19 protein-coding genes are annotated in these 21,581 nt (G+C 38.0%); 14 read left to right on the top strand and 5 right to left on the bottom strand.

Annotated features, from left to right (window positions below; all coding sequences use genetic code 11):
• Positions 1 to 6: 6 nt before the first annotated feature.
• Complete coding sequence (locus tag MHB42_RS12655) at positions 7 to 189, bottom strand: hypothetical protein (protein WP_340806577.1); 183 nt, start codon at positions 187 to 189, stop codon at positions 7 to 9.
• A 373-nt stretch (positions 190 to 562) separates the two neighbouring features.
• Here MHB42_RS12655 and MHB42_RS12650 point away from each other — a divergent pair, with 373 nt between their 5' ends.
• A complete protein-coding gene (locus tag MHB42_RS12650) occupies positions 563 to 1,555 on the top strand; it encodes a hypothetical protein (RefSeq protein ID WP_340806576.1) in 993 nt (330 codons plus the stop codon).
• Positions 1,556 to 2,548: 993 nt separating this feature from the next.
• Here the strand turns inward: MHB42_RS12650 and MHB42_RS12645 are convergent.
• Positions 2,549 to 3,091: a GNAT family N-acetyltransferase gene (locus MHB42_RS12645; RefSeq protein ID WP_340806575.1), complete on the bottom strand. Its 543-nt coding sequence runs from the start codon at positions 3,089 to 3,091 to the stop codon at positions 2,549 to 2,551.
• Between the two features lie 68 nt (positions 3,092 to 3,159).
• Between MHB42_RS12645 and MHB42_RS12640 the strand changes: the two genes are divergently transcribed.
• The 4 genes from MHB42_RS12640 (at position 3,160) to MHB42_RS12625 (ending at position 6,508) form a co-directional block, all read left to right on the top strand.
• Positions 3,160 to 3,909: an SMI1/KNR4 family protein gene (locus MHB42_RS12640; protein WP_340806574.1), complete on the top strand. Its 750-nt coding sequence runs from the start codon at positions 3,160 to 3,162 to the stop codon at positions 3,907 to 3,909.
• Positions 3,910 to 4,038: 129 nt separating this feature from the next.
• The gene (locus MHB42_RS12635; RefSeq protein WP_340806572.1) at positions 4,039 to 5,031 is read left to right on the top strand and encodes a zinc-dependent alcohol dehydrogenase family protein; all 993 of its coding nucleotides are present in this window, start codon (positions 4,039 to 4,041) and stop codon (positions 5,029 to 5,031) included.
• Positions 5,032 to 5,043: 12 nt separating this feature from the next.
• Positions 5,044 to 6,057 (top strand): DUF1835 domain-containing protein, encoded by a 1,014-nt coding sequence (locus MHB42_RS12630; RefSeq protein WP_340806570.1) that lies wholly within the window; start codon positions 5,044 to 5,046, stop codon positions 6,055 to 6,057.
• 25 nt (positions 6,058 to 6,082) lie between these two features.
• Positions 6,083 to 6,508, top strand: a complete 426-nt coding sequence (locus tag MHB42_RS12625) for a GatB/YqeY domain-containing protein (protein ID WP_340808595.1) — start codon at positions 6,083 to 6,085, stop codon at positions 6,506 to 6,508.
• A 137-nt stretch (positions 6,509 to 6,645) separates the two neighbouring features.
• On the opposite strand, the gene MHB42_RS12620 is transcribed toward MHB42_RS12625, so the two are convergent.
• The 3 genes from MHB42_RS12620 to MHB42_RS12610 form a co-directional block, all read right to left on the bottom strand.
• Positions 6,646 to 8,343 (bottom strand): methyl-accepting chemotaxis protein, encoded by a 1,698-nt coding sequence (locus MHB42_RS12620; protein WP_340806569.1) that lies wholly within the window; start codon positions 8,341 to 8,343, stop codon positions 6,646 to 6,648.
• Positions 8,330 to 9,970, bottom strand: a complete 1,641-nt coding sequence (locus tag MHB42_RS12615) for a pyridoxal phosphate-dependent decarboxylase family protein (RefSeq protein WP_340808594.1) — start codon at positions 9,968 to 9,970, stop codon at positions 8,330 to 8,332. The genes MHB42_RS12620 and MHB42_RS12615 overlap by 14 nt, the downstream gene beginning before the upstream one ends.
• 296 nt (positions 9,971 to 10,266) lie before the next feature.
• Positions 10,267 to 10,971, bottom strand: a complete 705-nt coding sequence (locus MHB42_RS12610) for a polysaccharide deacetylase family protein (RefSeq protein ID WP_340806567.1) — start codon at positions 10,969 to 10,971, stop codon at positions 10,267 to 10,269.
• Positions 10,972 to 11,202: 231 nt separating this feature from the next.
• Here MHB42_RS12610 and MHB42_RS12605 point away from each other — a divergent pair, with 231 nt between their 5' ends.
• The 9 genes from MHB42_RS12605 (at position 11,203) to MHB42_RS12565 (ending at position 21,439) form a co-directional block, all read left to right on the top strand.
• On the top strand, positions 11,203 to 12,393 hold the full coding sequence (locus tag MHB42_RS12605) for a DHH family phosphoesterase (RefSeq protein WP_340806566.1): 1,191 nt from the start codon (positions 11,203 to 11,205) through the stop codon (positions 12,391 to 12,393).
• Positions 12,394 to 12,514: 121 nt separating this feature from the next.
• Complete coding sequence (locus MHB42_RS12600; RefSeq protein WP_340806564.1) at positions 12,515 to 13,366, top strand: DUF4179 domain-containing protein; 852 nt, start codon at positions 12,515 to 12,517, stop codon at positions 13,364 to 13,366.
• Between the two features lie 182 nt (positions 13,367 to 13,548).
• Positions 13,549 to 14,685: a radical SAM family heme chaperone HemW gene (gene hemW / locus MHB42_RS12595; protein ID WP_340806563.1), complete on the top strand. Its 1,137-nt coding sequence runs from the start codon at positions 13,549 to 13,551 to the stop codon at positions 14,683 to 14,685.
• Positions 14,686 to 14,783: 98 nt separating this feature from the next.
• Positions 14,784 to 15,815 carry a heat-inducible transcriptional repressor HrcA gene (gene hrcA, locus MHB42_RS12590; RefSeq protein ID WP_340806562.1) on the top strand — a complete coding sequence of 344 codons (1,032 nt, stop codon included), beginning with the start codon at positions 14,784 to 14,786 and terminating at the stop codon, positions 15,813 to 15,815.
• 14 nt (positions 15,816 to 15,829) lie between these two features.
• Positions 15,830 to 16,411 (top strand): nucleotide exchange factor GrpE, encoded by a 582-nt coding sequence (gene grpE, locus MHB42_RS12585; RefSeq protein ID WP_340806561.1) that lies wholly within the window; start codon positions 15,830 to 15,832, stop codon positions 16,409 to 16,411.
• Between the two features lie 76 nt (positions 16,412 to 16,487).
• On the top strand, positions 16,488 to 18,323 hold the full coding sequence (gene dnaK / locus MHB42_RS12580) for a molecular chaperone DnaK (protein ID WP_340806560.1): 1,836 nt from the start codon (positions 16,488 to 16,490) through the stop codon (positions 18,321 to 18,323).
• Between the two features lie 213 nt (positions 18,324 to 18,536).
• A complete protein-coding gene (gene dnaJ / locus MHB42_RS12575) occupies positions 18,537 to 19,655 on the top strand; it encodes a molecular chaperone DnaJ (protein WP_340806559.1) in 1,119 nt (372 codons plus the stop codon).
• Between the two features lie 21 nt (positions 19,656 to 19,676).
• Positions 19,677 to 20,618 (top strand): 50S ribosomal protein L11 methyltransferase, encoded by a 942-nt coding sequence (gene prmA, locus MHB42_RS12570; protein ID WP_340806557.1) that lies wholly within the window; start codon positions 19,677 to 19,679, stop codon positions 20,616 to 20,618.
• 83 nt (positions 20,619 to 20,701) lie between these two features.
• The gene (locus tag MHB42_RS12565; RefSeq protein ID WP_340806556.1) at positions 20,702 to 21,439 is read left to right on the top strand and encodes a 16S rRNA (uracil(1498)-N(3))-methyltransferase; all 738 of its coding nucleotides are present in this window, start codon (positions 20,702 to 20,704) and stop codon (positions 21,437 to 21,439) included.
• Positions 21,440 to 21,581: the final 142 nt, after the last annotated feature.

Below are 21,581 nucleotides of genomic sequence, written 5' to 3'. Positions count from 1 at the left end.
CATTGTCTATCGATTTAAATATTGCAGGCGATCCATTAATAAAGTGTGAATTTCCTTGATTGTTTGCAAATGGAGCGGTGCATCTTGTTCAAGTTCTTGTATTAAGTATTGAAAGGCTTGTTCATGATTTTTGATTTCATATACTTCACGTAAATCGATACTACGATTGCTTGACACTTGGTTGTGCAAAATAATGTTTCGGCTAATGTAATCGTATTTCCTTCAAGTGCCGATGAATGGTGAGCCAATCGAACAAGAGTATCGTCTAAATATTCTTTAGGTAATTTTTTTATATAGCCGAGCTGGTTACTTTTTATTTCACACATAACAAATTTGACAATTTTGTGACAAGTATTATTTCATGAAAAAACAATTATATGTGAATTGGCGTATAGTATGAGAATGGACCTTTAATCCGCCAAAAAATGGCGGGGGAAACGCAAAATATTGGCGTGAATTAACCGTTGTATGGTTATTTTGGAAGTGATAGGATATAAATAACTCGAGGGGAACTATTAGCTATAGCTAATACAGATTATAATTAATGGGAGGCTAGTAATATATGCATACTACACTTGATATTGATTTTAAATTAAAAGAAGGATTTCGTTCTTTATTCCCTGATTATGCAACAAAACTAGAGAAAGCAACTTCACAAGAAGAAATTAATAGATTTCAGGCTGAATTTATAGAGGAAAGAAAACAAATTTTGGCGGAAGCGCTAGGCAAGGATATATCCGAGCTAGAGGCAAGCGATCAGACTGCACCCATTCCACTGAAACAAGATATGTATAAAATTCTTATAAATGCTACTGGTGATGATATTAAAAAACAACTCCATGTACTGATTGATGGTTTAAATCGATTGCAAGGAATGGAAGATGATGATGCTGGTCTTGTTACTGCACAAATTCTTGTTTCGGGTGCATTAGGGATTGGCCTATTATCAACCTCTACTGTTATTGCAAAATTGGCAGTTGGAGCAGCTGAAGCAGTCGCAGCTTTTGCTGGTGTTACAGTTGCTTCAGTTGGTGCAGTTGTAGCCATTGCTGCTCTAGTAATTGTGGCTATTATCATCCCAATTATTTATTTTATGGCAAAGCCAGCAAATGCGATTGTGTTGTTAATTAATGAACTGGACAAACCACTTACTTTTGTATCAGATCATAATGTTCATGGTAAACCAATGTTAATGACAACGCCAATTCCTGAAGCTGTTGTGATTCCTGAAGTGGGTACATATCCAGTATCAGGATTGATTGCCACAGAAAAGAGAGAGAACGCTTTAGTAGGCACACAATACGGATTTACCATGCAGTATGGAGGTACAGACACGAAGCTTTCTTTCGGTGTAGAATGTCCTTTAACGGGTATCTATACGGATAATAATTGTTATTGTGCTATAGATGAAAGTGCGAGTACCGTTGCCGAAATGACTACAAAACAGAATAAACAGTTTTGGGAAGCTGAGAAAAATGGTATCAAATTAAGCATTCGTTGCAACTCTGGAAGTGGATCGATAGCTTATTATGTAGCACGAGCATATAGAGGATAAACAGAAGAACCCATCTTAACTAAAAATTTTATCTATAATGAAAGACGCATCACTTTTAGGATATGTACACATGAAGCATTAAATTTCGTGCACTATCTTTTGACTAGAAGGATGGAATTTTCTGCTGAGTGATTCTTTAGATTTCGGGTATCCATGAACAAGATTTTAGACTAATAAGATAATATTATTTAAAAATATATCTTATTCAAGCTGATTAGTTAATAATCTTTTACTAGATAAGTGTTTATCGGCTCCTCATTATGAATATTCAATAAAACAAAAGGAATCACGGCTAGATTGTGGTTCCTTTTGACTGTTATCTCCAGTTTTAATAAAATAATAAGAACAATTTAGCTAATAGAAAAAGGGGAACTCCTACGATGATAACACCTGTCAAGAAATAACAAAATAACATAAAAACATCGAAAACCGCACCTGCTAAATCATCCATGAATTTAAACATTTTACTTCCCTCCAAACATAAAAAATAGATCTCAATCAACACTTCAAATGATTTTTAGAAACGTTTTTTACTAATGGCTAAAGTAATATAGAGCATTCCTACATTAATAAAAAAGTAGAACATATTATAGTGACTATTTAGATAAATAGCAGGGCTGAAATAGGAGAAATCGTCCGCTCCAATATAGCGGACTGATGGAATTAATTTGCCAAAATTCGGCTAGTGATAGGTGATAAAAAATATAGAAATACAAGTAAGAAAGATACTTGCCTATAATAATCTTTTATTGGCAGTGTTCCTTTTATTATCCTCTGTGTCATTTATAAAATAATGGTAAGGCTTAAAGGTTAAATACGTCAACTTTATTAAAATATTCATTGTAATAACCTTTTGACAATATTCTATTCCTAAAGTGGAGGATTGACATTGTAATGATGTACTTGTACATTTAGCCTGTAAAAACAAAGGTGGGTGAAACGTTCAAACAGTGGAGGATATGCGAAAACTACACTGATTGAAGATTCACTTTCTCAAAATGGTATTGAACGTTTCCAAATCATATGAGGAATATTTGTTCCCCAAAAATGCTTCAGACAAAAATCTGGCTTGCCCAGTTTTTTCTGCCAAACTATTTGAGCTTGTCGATAGCCGCTATCCAAGCAAAAGCTCGGTATTTGCTGTGTTTCGAGTGTAGTAAGCATATGTCGAAATAGCATCGTGCCAATACCGCGCTGCTGATAGCTTGGATGAACATAAACGGTTCCGATTTCTGGACAGTTTGTTAAATCCTCTTGTATTGTTTGCTGGATAAGTGCATTTGCCTCGCCATATTCAATTGTGCCAATTATTTCTCCTGTTTTTGGCTCCACAGCTACCCAAAAAAATCGCTGTTGACCTTGGCTTGCGAAATCCATTGCTAAATAATGCTTTTTCATTTCCCATTCATTATGTTGGTCTCCAGCTAATGCTGCCAGGCCCTCTTTGGCAAACGTATCCTGAATCACAAGAAAAAAGAACTGATGTAATACTTCTTTATCCGTTGGCAGAGGGCGTCGGATGATGATATTTTCCATATTTCTATTCTCCTTTATCGGTTTATAATAGAAAGAATAAGTAATTTATACTGAAGGGGGTTGATTCATTGAAACAGCTAAAAAAAGAACTAGACCTTGTGATCGAAAATATGCGAATGTTTATGGTGGAAATGCAAAATTCTCAATCTCCGATGGTTTTTCAGCACACTATGGAAAATGATAGTCGTCATTTTATTCATCGTCAATGGCAATTACCTGATGAGTATATATACTTTTTACAGCATTACGCTGTGGAAGGGGTGACATGGAGTACGGGTGACTATATCAATCTTTGGATTTATAGTGCAGATGACTTGCTGCGAGGGCAGGATGGCTATCAGTTTAACTCGGTGACAAATGAGGTTATCGAAGATTGGCCGCAACATTATTTGGTTATTGCTTCGGATGAGGGTGATCCTTATTGTTTAGATTTAGCAAGAGGGGATACGGCGATTTTTACTGCCCAGCATGGAATGGGTAGCTGGGATTTTTCATTAGCCTATGACAATTTAGTAATGTTTCTTGAAAGTGTGCTTATTCCACCTAACTTTGAGGAAGAAATAGCTGAGGATTTTCCCCTCCATTATTTTGCGCTGTATATAACAGGCACAGGGAACGATAAAGTGAGAACATTATTATTACTAAAGAAACGATTATCTTGTGACTATGTACAAGCAAAAAAATCATTAGAGAATGTTCCTTTCTTAATTTATAAGGGAATAGAAGCGACTGCCCAGCAAATAGAACAAGAGCTTAAAGCGATTGGTGCGGACTATGAAAAAAGGCAAATTAGCTTGGCAGAGTTTCTACAAAGTTGACGAATGTAATTGCAGGGGATACACGATGTATACAAGCAGTACCTTTAATTCTACAAAAGAGGAATATATAGCATTGCACCAAACAACGGGCTGGAATGCGAAAGGACTTTATGAAGGGAGCTAAAATTATTGAAAGCAAAATGTTTGAAAATCTATGAATTTGGCAACCCAACAGAGGTGCTGCGTCTTGAAAATAAAACGATTACACCTCCACAGCAACAAGAAATTGTTGTGCGTATGTTAGTAAGACCGATTAATCCTTCTGATTTAATACCGATACGAGGAAAATATGCACATCGCATTCCTTTACCAACCATTCCTGGCTATGAGGGAGTTGGCATTGTTGAACAAGTGGGACCACTTGTGTCACCACAGCTTATTGGTCAGCGTGTATTGCCATTGCGTGGAGAGGGAACATGGCAGGAAATGGTGAAAACACAGGTTGAATTCGCTGTAGCTATTCCTGATAACATGGATGATTTTACAGCGGCACAAATGTATATTAACCCCATAACAGCTTTTGTCACATGTACAGAGGTTTTGAAATTGCAGCCAAATCATACTTTACTTGTAAATGCATGTGGCTCTGCTATCGGTCATATTTTTGCACAATTGGCAAAGCTGCTCGGTTTTCAGCTTATTGCAGTGGTGCGCAATGGTCAACATACTAAAACATTGCAGCAGCTTGGTGCTAGCTATGTGATTGATACGTCACAAATGCCGTTAAAGGAAACAGTGATGACACTTACAAATGGTAGAGGGGCAGATGCAGCGATTGATTCCATTGGAGGGGAGGCGGGCACAGAGCTAGCTTTCTGTGTAAAGTCTAGTGGACATTTTTTAGCGATTGGTCTTTTATCAGGCGTGCAGGTGGATTGGACAAGTATTGTGAATAAAGCACATGTACAGGCTAATTTATTTCATTTACGACATTGGCAGCGCCAGACGCCTGTTGATAAGTGGCAGCAAACGATGCAACAGCTTATTAGCCTCGTACAGAGCGGTTTATTAACAATGATGAAGGTTAACGCTCACTATCCATTGCTAGCTATTCATAAGGCTATCCAAGCGGTTGAAACCTCTGATGCTAATAAAGGGAAAGTATTTCTTACAAGCGATTAAGGAGGATAGTGAATGGCAGAGATAAAGCAATTAAAAAAGGCGATTAAACAATTAAGTGAAGATGAAGCAAAGTCCATGCTTTTTCCAACTCTTATAAATAAGCAATCCAGAGATAGCATACAGCAGTTTTTATTACAGCAAACAGAAGAACCCTCTGTTTCAGCTAAGCAAACAGTCCATATTGTTTTTGGTGATTCACCAGGAGGCAGTTTAAAAGCAGCATTTCGCAACACAAGCTATAATAAGACAGATGAAGTGATTGTAATACCGGGTAATTTTTCTATCGGTCCCTTAAAGGCTATACATACAGCTGCAGGGATTGAGGCTCGTTTTCAATGGCTTCAAGAGCGCTATAGTATGAACACTGATGACTTAGAACTCGTGCAGCGTCAAACAATGGAAGCGATAGAGCACATTAAAAATAGCCCACCACATCTCGATATTATTATTTGGACTTGTCAAAATGCCCATGAACAAATAGGGCTTCGGCTTATATTGGCGATATTAGAAGATAACATCAATGATATTTACGTATTTGATACCTTTCAATTATTCCATGAAATGTATACATATCCACAGCTAGTAGAGGAGCATTATCCAAGGTCATCAGGAGAGGTTAGAGCAGAGGATTTATTATATTTTTATGAGCATTATCAAGAACGTCCTGTCAAAACAGCATTACGACAGACTTTGTGTCAGGAAGGTTTACATATGCTAGTAGATGATTTTCATTGTATTCATACATGGGAGTATCATGAGCTTTGGCATAGCAATGATGAAGCAAAAGATGATGCCTTGATTATTGCCTGTGCTAAGCGCCTGCATCATGAGCAGGAGAGGCATGATTATCAACACACAGCTAGGATTGTTGGAGAAGTGCTAGGGCATATGGAGCAGTATAGGGAAGCGGAATGGATTGAATATCGTATTCAACAACTGATTCAGCAGGGTGTTTTTTCTTATCAGGGCGAGCTAAAAGGGATGCTATTGTATCAAGTAAAATTATCCGATGCTTATATGGTATAATCGATGACAAAAAGGAGTGAAAGCATTGTTAAAAACAAAGGTATTTGAACAATTAAAAACAGCTATGAAGGAGAAGGATGCTTTAGCGAAGGGCGTATTATCGCTATTAAAATCGGCGTTAGATGCGGCTGAAAAGGACAAAGGCGAGGCACTCACTGCTGAGGAAGAAATGGCGGTTATTAACCGTGAAGTAAAGCAAACCAATCAGGCTTTAGAGGGTGCTCAAACGGCTGGACGGGCAGATTTAATTGAAAAAGAAGAAGCGAAATTAACGCTCTTAAAGTCCTTCTTACCAAAGCAATTATCGGAAGAGGAAATTGCTGAGAAATTAGCTGCTGCTGGTGTTAGTAAGGGCATGAATATGGGCGAGGCTATGAAAATTGCTAAACCGTTGCTAGCAGGTCAAGCTGATGGGGCTGTTATGTCAAAAGTGGTGAAAAGTCTTATATAAAGCCATTTTTTCTTAATGTAGTGGATAGCATAACAAAAGTGACGGATAGCCAGCTCAAGGTGACGGATAAAACAGCAAAACTGACGGATAGAAAAATGAAATCTGCTATGCTTTCTTGTAGCATAGCGGATTTGCATTTATAACTTAAATTTGTGGATAATATGGCGAAGCTGCTGTGCCATCTCCGCTAAATTGTTAGAGGAGGCGGTGATTTCTTCAATGCTTGCAGATTGTTCCTCGGAGGCAGCTGCTACATTTTGAATATTGCCAGAAGCTTGTGCTGCGACAATGCCAACCTGCTCTACGGAAGTAGCGATGCCACCAATACCTTTATTCATAGTGGTCATAATCGTATTGACATGATCCATTTCCTCTGTAAGTGCTGTAATTTGAGCATAAATATTACTAAATGCTTCGCCTGATGCATGGAAGGTTGCTGAGCTTTCAGCAAGGTTGTCACTGCTAATAGCCATTGATTTAACAGCTTGTGCGGATTCATCTTTAATCGTTTCAATGCGCGTGCGAATACTATTTGTGGCTGCTAACGATTGATCGGCTAGCTTCCGAACTTCTTCGGCAACAACGGCAAAGCCTTTCCCATGTTCGCCTGCACGGGCTGCCTCAATGGAAGCATTTAAAGCAAGTAAATTTGTTTGATCTGTAATTTGGGTAATTAGTGTGACAATATCACCAATTTCATTTGTATAAATGCTTAAGCGTTCTACAACCGAGCTTGATTCCTGAATCGCTTGAGAGGTGATGGACATTTTTTCTGTTGCTTCTTGAATGGTTGCATTGCCCTTCTCTGAAATAGCAGATGTTTGGAATGCTTTATCTGTCACATCATTAACGCTTGTCACAACCTCTGTCATTTTGCTAGAAATCTCTGTAATATGACTTTCCACATCTTCGATAGCAGCTGTTTGCTTTTCTGATCCTGCTGCCACCTCTTGCATGGAGGAGGTAATTTGCTGAATGGATGCACTTGTTTGCTCAGAGCTTGCTGTTAATTCTTCAGACATGGCAGCTACTTGTTCAGCATTTTGGGCTATTTGTTCAATAAGAGCACGTAAGTCCTGAGTCATCTCTTCAATGCCTGTTGCTAGCTGTGCAATTTCATTGTTGCCATGAATTTGAAGCGGCTCTACCACTAAATCTCCCTGTGCTACCTTCTCCACATAATGGGTCATTTTTTTAATCGGCTTTGTAATGCCGATACTAATAAAGTAAGCGACAATAACCCCAAAAATAATAAAGATAATCGTCATCACAATACAAATCCACAGTGTTTCTGTTTGGAGCTTAGAGATAAAAGATGCATCCATATCCAAGCCAAAAATAATATCTGTATTGTTAAATGGAATAAAGATCGATTTATGAGTGCCATATTCATCTGTATAAATATCACTTACTTGCGGAGAGCCATTATCCAGAGCTACATGCATTTTTTCATCAAATACATAGTCCTGATGATGGTTGTCAGTATTACTTAAAGCAACAATATGCTCCTTACCATTTGCCCTTGAAAGAACATAGGCATTTTCAATATCATATTTTTTAACGGCTGCATTTAATTGCTCTAATAACTTTTTATATTTATCAGGATTGCTATTATCCGCTGCAACAACATCATTTTTTTCAATGTTTTCAAAAATAGCATTTGATGTTGTTTCAAGGGAAGCTTCAAATTGTGTTAGTACAAAATTATCAATAATACGGTAGGAAACAACAAACAACACGATGCTAAATAACACTGAAATAATCGCTATTGGTATGGTAAAGCTAGCTATATATTTATAGAGTAATGAACTTTTAAATTTATTAATGATACGCATGGTGAGCTGCCTCCAAAACGTTAAGCTTTTCCTGTAAGAAATCAATCATATTCGGAATATGCACTGTTTCAGTATAAGGAGAAATTGAGAAGAATTTTGCTGCAGCAACAGGAACAGATTGTGCTGTATCACTTGCCTTCACTGTGCAGACGCGTGTTGTGTCACCGAAAAATACTTCCTCTCGGCCTTCGCCAATAATTTCAAAGAAAGAGGCATTCATAGCATTAATATGTTCGATTTGATCTTGTGTATAATGACCAGCTTGCTCGGCTTGCCAGTTCAAGCCTTCAGGGTATAAACGAAAGGCTGTAACAGGTCCGATATTTGGTGCATTGACAACTTGTAGCATTGGTATTTTCTCTGCTAATTGTGCGCGGAATGCTAGATTCACTCGTACATAATTAGCGAGTAATTGTTGATAGCCTTCTTTACCAAATGCTTGTAATGCAGCAAAAATAGCGATAGAACTGCCCATACGAGAGCATTCCAATGTATAGCCTGTATGATAAGAACCATAGCCTCGGTTACCAACATAAGGTGTATCAAAGTCTTCGATATCTAATAGCTCTAAATGCTTACCTTCTTTTAATAAAAATAAGCTCGTTAAATAAGGTGTTTGTCCAAGTTTTTGGAAGTCAAAGCATAGGCTGTCCGCAATGGCTAGATGCTGCATGCGGCTCTGTATTTGTAATAGCCCTTGTAAAACATGCTCCTCAAGCTGTAGTGGGTTATTATTGAAATCATAGTCATTAAAGAACGCATAAAAACCGCCTAAAGCTGAATCTGCATGAATATGTACTGGTTGCAGGTTGTATTTTTTCTCAAGACTTGTTGTTACCTCTTTAATAGCTTGTACATCATCAATACCAAATTGGTCCGTTGCGCCCGTTGTTGCGACAACATAAATCGGGATACCGCCATTTTCAACTACTTCAGTCATACGCATACGTAAATCTTCCACATCCATTGAGTGATCTTTGCCTGCTTTCACACGCACTAAATGCTTGCTGCCGATACCTACCGCTTCTACCGATTTTAATAAGCTGTAATGTGCATTTTCTGAAGCAAAGCAATATAAATTATTTGGTATGCCATTTTCCTTTGCCTGTGGGAATTGCTTTGCGATAGCAAGACGTAGCCCGCTAAATACAGCACCCTGTCCGCCCCAAGTTGTATAGCCAAAGCTTTTTGTATAGTCATAGCCAACTAATTTGGACATCATTGCTATGACCTTGACTTCACATTCCGCAGCAGCAGGTCCATAAACATCCCATAAATTATTCCCATTTAGTAGTGCAGTGGTAAATTGACCTAATACACCAGGAATGCTTGCCATTGGTAACACATTTGTTACAAAGTTACGTGTATGGTAAGGGTGGCCTTGCATTAATTGTGTTAATTGTTCTACAACTTGCTCAAGCCCAATGCCTGCTGCTGGCACATCATGCTCCTGCATAAGCTCCTGATAAAAATTAGCAGAACGCTCCTTTATTGGGCCAAGAGTTGTTGTATTTGGGTTTTTTAAAGCATCTAAGGAAGACATAATTTTCTCTAATAGCAATAAAAAATGCTCTCGTTGTTGGATATTTCCATCTTCGCTCTGGAATAATTGTTGGATATTTTTCATCATCATCATCCTTTTATAGTTCGTTTTTCCTTTGTTTTTAATCCGATAAGAATAGGACATTATACTAGAGTTATAATAGCATAGATGGGGCTTATATTTTAGTAGAAAAATATTTATTAATATTTCCGAAAATTTTAAATTCAGAGTAGAGTAAGGTTATGCCCTTGTTAGGAAGGTGAATAGAAGAGGGAAATTATATTTTAAACTATTGATAATGTAATGCTTTATAACTACTAACGTTATAAAAAAATCTGCAACGATGAAGTTGCAGATTTTTTCCTCACAGGTAAAAGTAATTAATTTTTAAATTTTTGTAGTTCTTCAATCGTTACAAATGTATAGCCATCATCGATAAGGGTTTGTAAAACCTTTTCAATTGTTTGCAATTCCTTGCCTGTTGTATCATACATCGGGTGCATAAGTATAATTGAGCCAGGTTGAATATTTTCTTTGATATACGTGATCTTATCCTCAGTCGATGTATAGTAAGTATCAGGCTCCAAATTCCATGTAATGGTTTTACGATGGTGCTTGTTTAAATAATAGGGAAAGCCTATTAGTTTTTTACCATGTGGTGGTCTAACAGCAGGTGTTTCTGTATAGCCAATACTGGCAATTAACGCATCTGTTTTTTCGATTTCGCTTTTGATAAAGCTTTGACTTTTGAATACCATACGTTTGTGTGAATACGTATGATTGCCAATTTGATGTCCTGCCTCAGCAATTTTTTTCGCCTCTTCAGGATTTTCTTCAATGTCCTTACCTATTAAGAAAAAGGTTGCTTTCACATTGTAGGTATCTAAAAGCGTTAAAATAGCATCTGTATTTTGAGTAGGTCCATCATCGAACGTTAAGGCAACGACTTTTTCATGGGTTTCAATATGAGAGGTAATATTACCAAATAGTTGATAGTTTCGGGCATTCATCAATTTATATGCTGAAAATGCTAAAGCAAAGATAAATAAAATGCCAATTCCGGTATAAATTATTTTTCGTTTCATTGACAGTTTCCTTTCTTCTTGTAGTCATGGTTATTTCTATTCAATGATAAATCTTTTCATGATAGATCGAAGCGTGGTCATTTCAGCAAATTCTTTTTGGATCGAAAGCGGCAGATGCTTTATGTACCGAAAGCATTAGCGACAGGTACAATTACGCTGGGGCGTAATTGATAGAACGTCTTTTTGTTTGAATTTCGGAAAAACAACCATACTACTTTTTGAGGTGAAGACATGTATAAATTATTATCACATAACGATTTAGATGGTGTAGGGTGTGGCATTTTAGCAAAGCTTGCCTTTCAGGATAAAGTAAAAATACGCTACAATTCCATTGCTTCATTAGATCGAGAGATTGAATTCTTTTTGGAAAATGATCACCAAAATACTTTTTTGTTTATTACAGACCTTTCGCCAAATGAAACGAATGAGCAACTGTTAAATGATTATTATCAAGCGACTGGTAATGTACAATTGCTGGACCATCATAAAACAGCCCTTCATTTCAATCATTATGAATGGGGAAGGGTATTAATTGAAGATGAGCAAGGTTTATTAACATCAGCCACATCTTTATTTTATCACTATCTTGTGGCACAGGGCTTATTGGAAAGAACGGCTGCTATAACAGAATTTGTAGAGTTAATAAGACAGTACGATACATGGGAATGGGAAAAGAATGAAAATTTTCAAGCACAGCGGCTCAATGCCCTCTTTTTCTTAGTATCCATTGATGAATTTGAGGAGAAAATGCTGGAGCGCTTAAAAACAAGTGAGCATTTTGATTTTGATGAATTCGAAAAGAAAATTTTAAGTATGGAAGAAGACAAAATAGAGCGTTATATTCGACGAAAAAAACGAGAGCTTATACAAACGAATATAGGAGATTTCTATGTAGGTGTTGTCTATGCAGAGTCCTATCTTTCTGAGCTGGGCAATGAATTGGGCAATGACAATGTACATCTTGACTATATAGCCATGATTAATATGGGCAATAAAAAAATGTCCTTGCGTACAATTCATGAGCATATAGATGTTTCATCTATTGCGGCAGCATTTGAGGGAGGAGGGCATCAAAAAGCGGCTGGTTGTTCTTTAACAGAGGAGGCTTATAAGCAGTTTGTGTTAGCGACATTCCATATTGAGCCAATACCTGAGGATGCCAAACGAAATCGCTATAACTTAAAGGGCTCTACATTTGGTACTTTTTATAAAAATCAGCACGATGAATTATTTATGCTGTATTCAAAGAACGAGATTGACTGGGTAATTGAAAAAGATAAAATACCTTTAACGCATACCTTTACAAGCTTTTATGAAGCGGAATGTTTTTTAAAAAGAAACTTTCAAGCATGGCTAGTAAGAGATGATGTATTTGTGGATTATTTAATGCAGGAAGCGAGTAAAGCTCGTCACCAACAATAAAGGAATTTTAGGATTCCTTTTATACATAGCGAAATTCTCCCAGCCTGTCATTCAATATAGGTTATATAATGCCTCATTATTAACTACAATAAATCATAACTATTTTTAAAAAGAGGTGTACATGTTGGCTGATGATATGCTTCGAGTTATCGATCTGGATAAGGAAAATCGAGGACGCAAAAAATGGGTTATGGCTGCATTCCTGTTATTGATAGTTGCTAGTGGTGCTGTGCTGTATTTGTGGTGGGATAAGGAAGTAGCATTTGAAGCCTACAAAACTGAAGTAGAGAAAACCTCTAAAAATAGCTTAGGATGTTTAACATTACATGAAGTAATCATTGATGACAATCAAATTTTACTAAATGCAACCTTCGAACCTGGAAAGACGTTTGCGCCAGGTCATCAGTTATTTTTCTTTCCGCAAATACTTATTAATGGTAAAGATTATATGGTGCGCAGTGGAGGTCAGTCCATTGCACAATCTACTAAAGCGTATACCATCTATAATAGTATAAAGATGGACAATTTACCAAAAGGTGATAGCTTACAATTGGACATTCGTTATAAAGATTGGAACGTAGAAACACCCATCGAAGAGCCATGGGAATTTCAAGTAGAGGCTTCACAAGAGCAATTACAAGAGGATCGTCATGTTTTTACTGTAGAAAAAAAAGTCAAGCATGTCGATCAGCAGGAAGTAAAGATTGACAGGATTGTGTCAACACCGATTTCGACAACAATTTATTTTTATACAGAGCAACGTCTGGTTAATGATGCGATTCCGTTTAAAATTCAATCAAAGGGAGGGAAAACATGGCATTTTAAACAGCCTTATTCATTAAATCATGAAGGTACTAAATGGGGCAGTCGCGTGGATGCACTTTATTTAACAGAGAAAAATTATAAGCTTTTTCCTGTCGATATGGAGGGTAATAAGCTTGGTCCAGCTCTGACAATAAAGAAAGATGACTAGTAAAATCTTTCATATTATAAGGTAAAGTATGCTAGAATGATGGATTTTAGCATACTTTTTTGCTTGGATGAAAAAGGAGATATAGATGTGTAAAGCTGACTAGATGGGATTCATAGCGTTCCTTGCATGGATTGGTTATAATGTAGAAATGGAAAAGACTTAACAAGAAAGAAGGGATTGCTGTGGCACGAGGTGTTTATATTCACATTCCTTTCTGTCATCAAATCTGTAATTATTGTGATTTCAATAAATTTTATTTTAAAAATCAGCCTGTCGATGAATATATAGAAGCATTGGGAAAAGAAATGGCACTTGTGACAGAAAAATACCCTGCACATTTTCGTCATATTGAAACAATTTTTCTGGGTGGAGGCACACCAACCGCTTTAGCTCCGCAGCAATTGGACAAGCTGCTTACACTGATTCAAATGTATATTCCAATGGATAGTGTGACAGAATTTACATCAGAGGCAAATCCTGATGAATTATCAGCTGAGAAGCTACAAGTATTGCTGGATGGTGGCGTTAATCGCTTAAGCATGGGTGTACAATCCTTTGACCAAGGGCTATTAAAGAAGATTGGACGTACTCATAGCAATGAGCATGTCTATGAAACAATCGCTTTGGCTAAAAAGATTGGCTTCCACAATATTAGCATTGATTTAATGTATGGTCTGCCGGGGCAAACGATGGCGCAATGGCAGGAATCATTGAACAAAGCATTGGCGCTTGATTTGCCGCATTTTTCAGCTTACTCCCTTATTGTAGAGCCAAAAACGATTTTTTATAATCAGTATACAAAGGGGAAGCTACATTTACCGACAGAAGATTTAGAGGCGGATATGTATGATGTGTTAATGCAACAGATGGCATTGCATGGACGTCAACAATATGAAATCAGTAATTTTGCAAAGCCTGGCTTTGATTCCATTCATAATAAAATTTACTGGGATAATGACGAATATATAGGCTTGGGCGCTGGTGCTCATGGCTATTTAGCGGGTGTACGCTATTCCAATCACGGCCCATTAAAAAAATATATGGATGCTGTTTTAGCAGGAGAGCTACCAATTGTGCATCAGCATACTGTCACACAAGCTGAGAAGCGAGAAGAGCAGATGTTTTTAGGATTGCGTAAAACAGAGGGCGTTTTGCACAAAATATATGAAGAAAAATTTCAAGCACCAATGATGGCACATTATTCTGCTGTTATTGAAAACTTAGTAGCAAACGGTCTTTTAGAACACGACCATAAAGGAATTCGTCTTACAAGAAAAGGACGTTTTGTAGGCAATGAAGTATTTCAACAATTTTTATAAGAAGATTGAGCGATTTCATTGACATAAAAAGTGGGATTTGATAACTTAATAATAGTATTAGCACTCCTCTTAGTTGAGTGCTAACAGAGGTGATAATCATGCTAACAAATCGGCAGTTACAAATATTGCAAGTAATTGTAGACGATTTTATTATGTCTGCGCAGCCGGTAGGTTCTCGCCAAATCTCCAAAAAACAAGGGATTACATTTAGTCCAGCTACTATTCGAAATGAAATGGCGGATTTAGAGGAACTGGGATTTTTAGAAAAAACACATACTTCCTCTGGTCGAGTGCCTTCGGAAAAGGGTTATAGATTTTATGTAGATCATTTGTTGCACCCACAAGGTATTAACTCAAGGGACATTCAACAAATTCAATCAATTTTTAATGATCGTCTTGTAGAAGTAGAGCATATTATCCGAAAGTCAGCGAATATTTTATCAGAGCTGACATCATATACGTCCATCCTTTTAGGACCTGATGTTCAAAGACATCGTGTTAAACGATTTTCCATTGTGCCGCTTTCTAGCGATACCGCAGTAGCAATTATTGTGACGAACAAAGGACATGTTGAAAATCGCATGTTTACCTTACCACCGGGTGTTACCGCTTCTGATTTAGAGAAAATGGTAAATATTTTAAATGAACGCTTAATTGGTGTATCGTTAGAAGATATTCATAAAACGCTTGAGGCCGAAGTGCTAGCCGTTTTACAGCAGCACGTTCGCTCAGCGGATGATTTTATTCATGCGCTTGTAACGGCAACGATGCATAATTCAGAAAGTAAGATTTTCTATGGTGGCAAAACAAATATGTTTAACCAACCAGAATTCCATGATCTGAATAAAGTTCGTATGATTTTAGACTTGATGGAAACGACAAGCCAAGTACAGTCACTTTTCCATCCAAATGAATCAGGCATTCATATTCGGATAGGGTCAGAAAACAAACAATTAGAAATGGAAAACTGTAGTGTGATTACAACTACCTACTCCATTGGCGATGATCAACAGGGAGCTATTGCTATCATTGGTCCAACACGTATGGATTATAAGCGTGTTGTAGCGTTATTAGATGTAATGCGCTTGGATTTAACGCAGGCCCTTACAAAGAATTTTAATGAGCAATAATGAGGAGGATTCAAGTGACAGAAACAACTGAAAACAAAGACCTAGTACAAGAGGATGTACAGAAGCAAGAAAATGTACAGGCTGACACTGCAGAAGAAACAGTAGAGGTACAAGAAGAAGTAGAATTATCAATAGAAGAGCAGTATGAGGCGAAGATTGCCGAGCTTGAAGCGAAATTGGCAGATGAGGAAAACCGTCATCTACGCCTACGTGCTGACTTTGATAATATGCGCCGCCGCCAACAAATAGATCGTGAGGCTGCTGAAAAATATCGAGCACAAAGCTTACTCGCTGATTTATTGCCAGTTCTTGATAATTTTGAGCGTGCTTTACAAGTAGAAACAACTTCAGAAGAAGCTGCATCTATTATTAAAGGAATTGAAATGGTCTATCGCTCTTTAATAGAAGCAACAGAAAAAGAAGGCTTGCAAGTGATTAAAGCAGAAGGTGAGCCATTTGATCCAAATGTTCATCAAGCTGTTATGCAAGAGCAAGATAGTGAAAAAGAAGCAGGCGTTGTTTTACGCGAGCTGCAAAAAGGGTATATGCTGAAAGATCGTGTATTACGCCCAACAATGGTATCTGTGAACGAATAGTCATTGTACTATTTTATCAATTATAGCTAGTGAGAAAACGCATCCTTTGCGTTGAAATAATAGGAGGAAATTTTAAATGAGCAAAATTATCGGTATTGACTTAGGAACAACAAACTCTTGCGTTTCTGTACTTGAAGGTGGGGAACCGAAAGTAATTCCAAACCCAGAAGGTAACCGTACAACACCATCTGTTGTGGCGTTTAAAAATGGCGAACGTCAAGTTGGTGAAGTAGCGAAACGTCAATCAGTAACAAATCCTAACACAATTATGTCGATCAAATCAAAAATGGGTACAGCTGAAAAAGTAAAAATTGAAGATAAAGAATATACACCACAAGAAGTATCTGCAATGATTCTTCAATACTTAAAAGGCTATGCAGAAGACTACTTAGGTGAAAAAGTAACAAAAGCAGTTATTACAGTACCTGCTTACTTTAATGATGCACAACGTCAAGCAACAAAAGACGCTGGTAAGATTGCTGGTCTTGAAGTAGAGCGTATTATTAACGAGCCAACTGCTGCTGCACTTGCTTATGGCTTAGACAAACAAGATACAGACCAAAAAGTATTAGTATTTGACCTTGGTGGTGGTACATTTGACGTATCTATCCTTGAGCTAGGTGATGGTGTCTTTGAAGTGTTAGCAACTGCTGGAGACAACAAACTTGGTGGGGATGATTTCGATGATGCAGTAATCGAATATCTTGTTGCTGAATTCAAAAAAGAAAATGGCATTGACTTATCAAAAGATAAAATGGCAATGCAGCGTTTAAAAGATGCGGCAGAAAAAGCGAAAAAAGATTTATCTGGCGTAACATCTACACAAATTTCTTTACCGTTTATTACAGCTGGTGAAGCGGGTCCGTTACACTTAGAAATTTCTTTAACACGTGCGAAATTTGACGAAATTACTTTACCATTAGTGAATCGTACAGTAGGTCCAGTACGTCAAGCATTATCAGATGCTGGTCTTTCTACATCAGAAATTGACCAAGTTATTTTAGTTGGTGGTTCTACACGTATTCCAGCAGTACAAGAAGCGGTACGTAAAGAAACTGGTAAAGAGCCTCACCGTGGTGTAAACCCTGACGAGGTTGTGGCAATGGGTGCTGCTGTACAAGGTGGCGTTTTAACAGGAGATGTAAAAGATGTTGTTTTACTTGATGTAACACCACTTTCACTTGGTATTGAAACAATGGGTGGCGTATTTACAAAGTTAATTGACCGTAACACAACAATCCCTACATCTAAATCACAAGTATTCTCTACAGCAGCTGATAACCAACCAGCGGTAGATATTCATGTGTTACAAGGTGAACGCTCAATGGCAGCTGACAACAAAACATTAGGTCGCTTCCAATTAGCAGATATTCCACCAGCGCCACGTGGTGTACCACAAATCGAGGTAACATTCGATATTGATAAAAACGGTATCGTATCTGTAAAAGCAAAAGACCTTGGTACAAATAAAGAACAAACAATTGTAATCCAATCTGATTCTGGCTTATCTGAGGAAGAAATCGAACGTATGGTAAAAGACGCTGAAGCTAATGCTGAAGCAGATGCTAAACGTAAAGAAGAAGCAGATCTTCGTAACGAAGCAGACCAATTAGTATTCCAAGTGGACAAAACAATTGCTGACCTTGGTGAGCAAATTACAGAAGATGAGAAAAAATCTGTTGAAGATGCTCGTGATGAATTGAAAAAAGCGCTTGAAGCTGGTGAATTAGAGGGCATTAAAGCAGCTAAAGAAAAATTAGAAGGCGTGTTACAACCACTTGTGATGAAAGTGTATGAGCAGGCAGCAGCAGCGGCTCAAGCAGCACAAGGCGGCGAAGCAGGTGCAGACGCTGGCAAAAAAGATGATGGTGTTGTAGATGCTGACTTTGAAGAAGTAAAAGACGATAAATAATACACAGCACAGTTAAGTGAAAAAGCCAAAGACCGCTTGCGGCTTTGGCTTTTCTTATTGCGAGGTTATGATACGAGTAAATTATATGATTGGCAAAATCATTGCATACGCTAACAAAATTTTGCGCTTATCAATGATTCAGCGAAAAAATAAGGCAGTTTTAGCGACTGCATGGTACAATAGATTTTATGCAAATAGAGCGGAGTGTGAATAATGGAGAAACGCGATTATTACGAGGTGCTAGGTTTAACAAAATCAGCTACAAAAGATGAGATTAAAAAAGCATATCGTAAATTATCAAAACAATATCACCCTGACCTGAACAAAGAGCCAGGTGCAGATGAAAAATTCAAAGAAATCGCTGAAGCATACGAAGTATTAAGTGATGATGAGAAAAAAGCACGCTACGACCAATTTGGTCATGAAGACCCAAATGCAGGCTTTGGCGGTGGCTTCGGAGGCGGTGGCTTTGGCGGCTTCGAGGATATTTTCAGCTCATTCTTTGGCGGTGGTGGTCGCCGTCAAGACCCCAATGCACCACGTAAAGGTGATGATTTACAATATCGCATGAACATCAAATTTGAGGAAGCTATTTTTGGAAAAGAAACAGAAATTGAAATTCCAAAGGATGAAACATGTGATACATGTCATGGCTCAGGTGCAAAGCCAGGTACACAGCCTGAAACATGTTCAACATGTAAAGGTGCTGGTCAAATTAACCAAGCAGTTGATACACCATTTGGGCGTATGATGAACCGCCGCACATGTTCAACATGTCATGGTACAGGTAAAATTATTAAAGAAAAATGTTCAACATGTCGTGGAGAAGGAAAAGTACAAAAGCGCAAAAAAATTAAAGTAACGATTCCAGCAGGTGTTGATGATGGTCAACAAATACGTGTATCTGGTCAAGGTGAACCAGGTATAAACGGTGGTCCAGCAGGCGATTTATATATTATGTTCCGCGTGCAAGGGCATAAAGACTTTGAGCGTGATGGAGATGATATTTACTACGAGCTGAAATTGACATTCCCACAAGCAGCTCTTGGTGATGAAATTGAAGTACCAACTGTTCATGGAAAAGTAAAATTACGCATTCCAGCAGGTACACAATCAGGTGCTCAATTCCGTTTAAAAGATAAGGGTGTTAAAAATGTACACGGCTATGGCATGGGGAATCAGTATGTAACAGTAAGAGTTATTACACCAGAGAAGCTAACAGAAAGACAAAAGCAATTACTGCGTGAATTTGCAGAAATTAGTGGCGATATTCCTGAAGAGCAAGGTAGTTCACTATTCGATAAAATTAAGAAAAAATTCCAAGGCGAATAATTAGAGGAGCTGAAGAGCTACGTGAAGTGGTCAGAATTATCCATTCATACAAAAAATGAAGCGGTAGAAGCAATTTCGAATATTTTGCATGAAGCAGGTGCAAGCGGTGTTGTCATTGAAGATTCTGCAGAATTTGCGAAGCCAAGGGAAGATCAATATGGTGAAATTTATGCATTAAATGAAGAAGATTTTCCAAAAGACGGTGTCATTGTGAAGGCATATTTATCGGAGTCTAGTTTTTTAAATGAAACAGTCGAAGAAATTAAAGCAGCCATTACAAATCTGACGAACTTTAATATTGATATTGGCGAAAATGTTGTATCTATTGTTGAGGTTAATGAGGAAGATTGGGCGACTGCCTGGAAGCAATATTATCATCCTGTCAAGATTTCTGAACGCTTTACAATTGTACCAACATGGGAGGACTATACGCCTGTTTCAACAGATGAATTAATTATTGAATTAGACCCGGGTATGGCATTTGGTACAGGTACACATCCAACAACTGTTATGTGCTTACAGGGACTAGAGAAAGTGATTCAAGAAGGCGATACAGTCATTGATATTGGTACAGGATCAGGTGTATTGGCAATTGGAGCCGCATTGCTTGGTGCTAAAAGCGTACATGCGCTTGATTTAGACGAGGTAGCTGTGCGTGCAGCACAAGAAAATATTGCCTTAAACAACGTAGAAGATACAGTACAGGTATTTCATGGAAATTTATTGGATACTGTAAAGGAACCTGCAGATGTAGTTGTGGCAAATATTTTGGCAGAAGTTATTATGTCCTTTACTGACGATGCATTTACAATTGTGAAACCGGGTGGATTATATGTCACTTCAGGCATTATTGGTGCAAAGCGTGATGATGTCAAAGCAGCGCTAGAAGCATCAGGCTTTGTCATTGAAGAAGTATTATTAATGGAAGACTGGGTAGCTATTATTGCCCGCCGTCCACAATAACTTGACTAAGAAAGTGCCAAGTTGTGAGCCGTGTGCTTGCAAGTTGGCGTTTTTTCTCTTGCTAGAAAGGAGCATACTAGACAATGCAGCGATATTTTATTGAAACGCCTATAGACAATGCACGTATTTACGGAGAGGATGCACGACATATTGAGCGAGTAATGCGCATGAAGCAGGGCGATAAAATTGTTGTTGTGGCACAAAATACAGCTTATATTTGTACAATTGAAGCATTTGAGGAGAATGAAGTAGTTATTCAAGCAACAGATCAAACGATCCCTTCACCAGAGCTACCCATTCAAGTTACAGTAGCGTGTGGCTTACCAAAGGGGGATAAGCTTGAGCTTATTACACAAAAGGCAACAGAGCTTGGTATGTTTGCTTTATTACCATTTGAGGCTGAACGTTCAATTGTGAAATGGGACAAGAAAAAGGGGGCAAAAAAGCAAGAGCGCTTACAAAAAATTGCAAAAGAGGCAGCAGAGCAAGCCCATCGTACATATATTCCAGAAGTGTACGAGCCGATTTCTTTTTCACAACTCGTCCAGCAAGCCAGCCAGTTCGATGCTGTTTTTTTGGCAGATGAAGAGGATGCAAGGGCTGAGCAACGCACAAGCTTTGCCGACAAACTGCAACTTATTAAGGAGCAGAAGGCACAGTCTATGCTTGTTATTTTTGGACCAGAGGGGGGCATTTCGCGCAAAGAAGCTGAGGCACTATTGCAGGCAGGTGCACAAACGATGTCGCTAGGGCCGAGAATTTTACGAGCAGAAACAGCCCCACTCTATGCACTATCTGCTATATCATATGAATTTGAATAAAGCACCTATCACCTTGCCATTAATTTATAGATAGGTTAATGGCAAGGTGATGTTATTACTAATGCAATTGCTATCATTTTATCTTGGTTCAGTGGATATCCAACGCCTGCTGAACCAAGATAAAAGCTTCAGCGTAATTGAT

The organism is Lysinibacillus sp. FSL K6-0232 (assembly GCF_038008325.1).
In the GTDB taxonomy this organism is placed as follows: Bacteria; Bacillota; Bacilli; order Bacillales_A; family Planococcaceae; genus Lysinibacillus.
The sequence above is the reverse complement of the archived record's forward strand: the minus strand, read 5'-3'. Positions and strand labels throughout refer to the sequence as shown.

What these genes read in the sequence shown, in the direction of transcription:
- MHB42_RS12650 (WP_340806576.1), top strand. Translation starts at nt 563, where the DNA reads ATGCATACTACACTTGATATTGATTTTAAATTAAAAGAAGGATTTCGT.
- MHB42_RS12645 (WP_340806575.1), bottom strand. Translation starts at nt 3,091, where the DNA reads ATGGAAAATATCATCATCCGACGCCCTCTGCCAACGGATAAAGAAGTA.
- MHB42_RS12630 (WP_340806570.1), top strand. Translation starts at nt 5,044, where the DNA reads ATGGCAGAGATAAAGCAATTAAAAAAGGCGATTAAACAATTAAGTGAA.
- MHB42_RS12620 (WP_340806569.1), bottom strand. Translation starts at nt 8,343, where the DNA reads ATGCGTATCATTAATAAATTTAAAAGTTCATTACTCTATAAATATATA.
- MHB42_RS12615 (WP_340808594.1), bottom strand. Translation starts at nt 9,970, where the DNA reads ATGAAAAATATCCAACAATTATTCCAGAGCGAAGATGGAAATATCCAA.
- MHB42_RS12610 (WP_340806567.1), bottom strand. Translation starts at nt 10,971, where the DNA reads ATGAAACGAAAAATAATTTATACCGGAATTGGCATTTTATTTATCTTT.
- MHB42_RS12605 (WP_340806566.1), top strand. Translation starts at nt 11,203, where the DNA reads ATGTATAAATTATTATCACATAACGATTTAGATGGTGTAGGGTGTGGC.
- MHB42_RS12600 (WP_340806564.1), top strand. Translation starts at nt 12,515, where the DNA reads ATGTTGGCTGATGATATGCTTCGAGTTATCGATCTGGATAAGGAAAAT.
- hrcA (WP_340806562.1), top strand. Translation starts at nt 14,784, where the DNA reads ATGCTAACAAATCGGCAGTTACAAATATTGCAAGTAATTGTAGACGAT.
- dnaK (WP_340806560.1), top strand. Translation starts at nt 16,488, where the DNA reads ATGAGCAAAATTATCGGTATTGACTTAGGAACAACAAACTCTTGCGTT.
- dnaJ (WP_340806559.1), top strand. Translation starts at nt 18,537, where the DNA reads ATGGAGAAACGCGATTATTACGAGGTGCTAGGTTTAACAAAATCAGCT.
- MHB42_RS12565 (WP_340806556.1), top strand. Translation starts at nt 20,702, where the DNA reads ATGCAGCGATATTTTATTGAAACGCCTATAGACAATGCACGTATTTAC.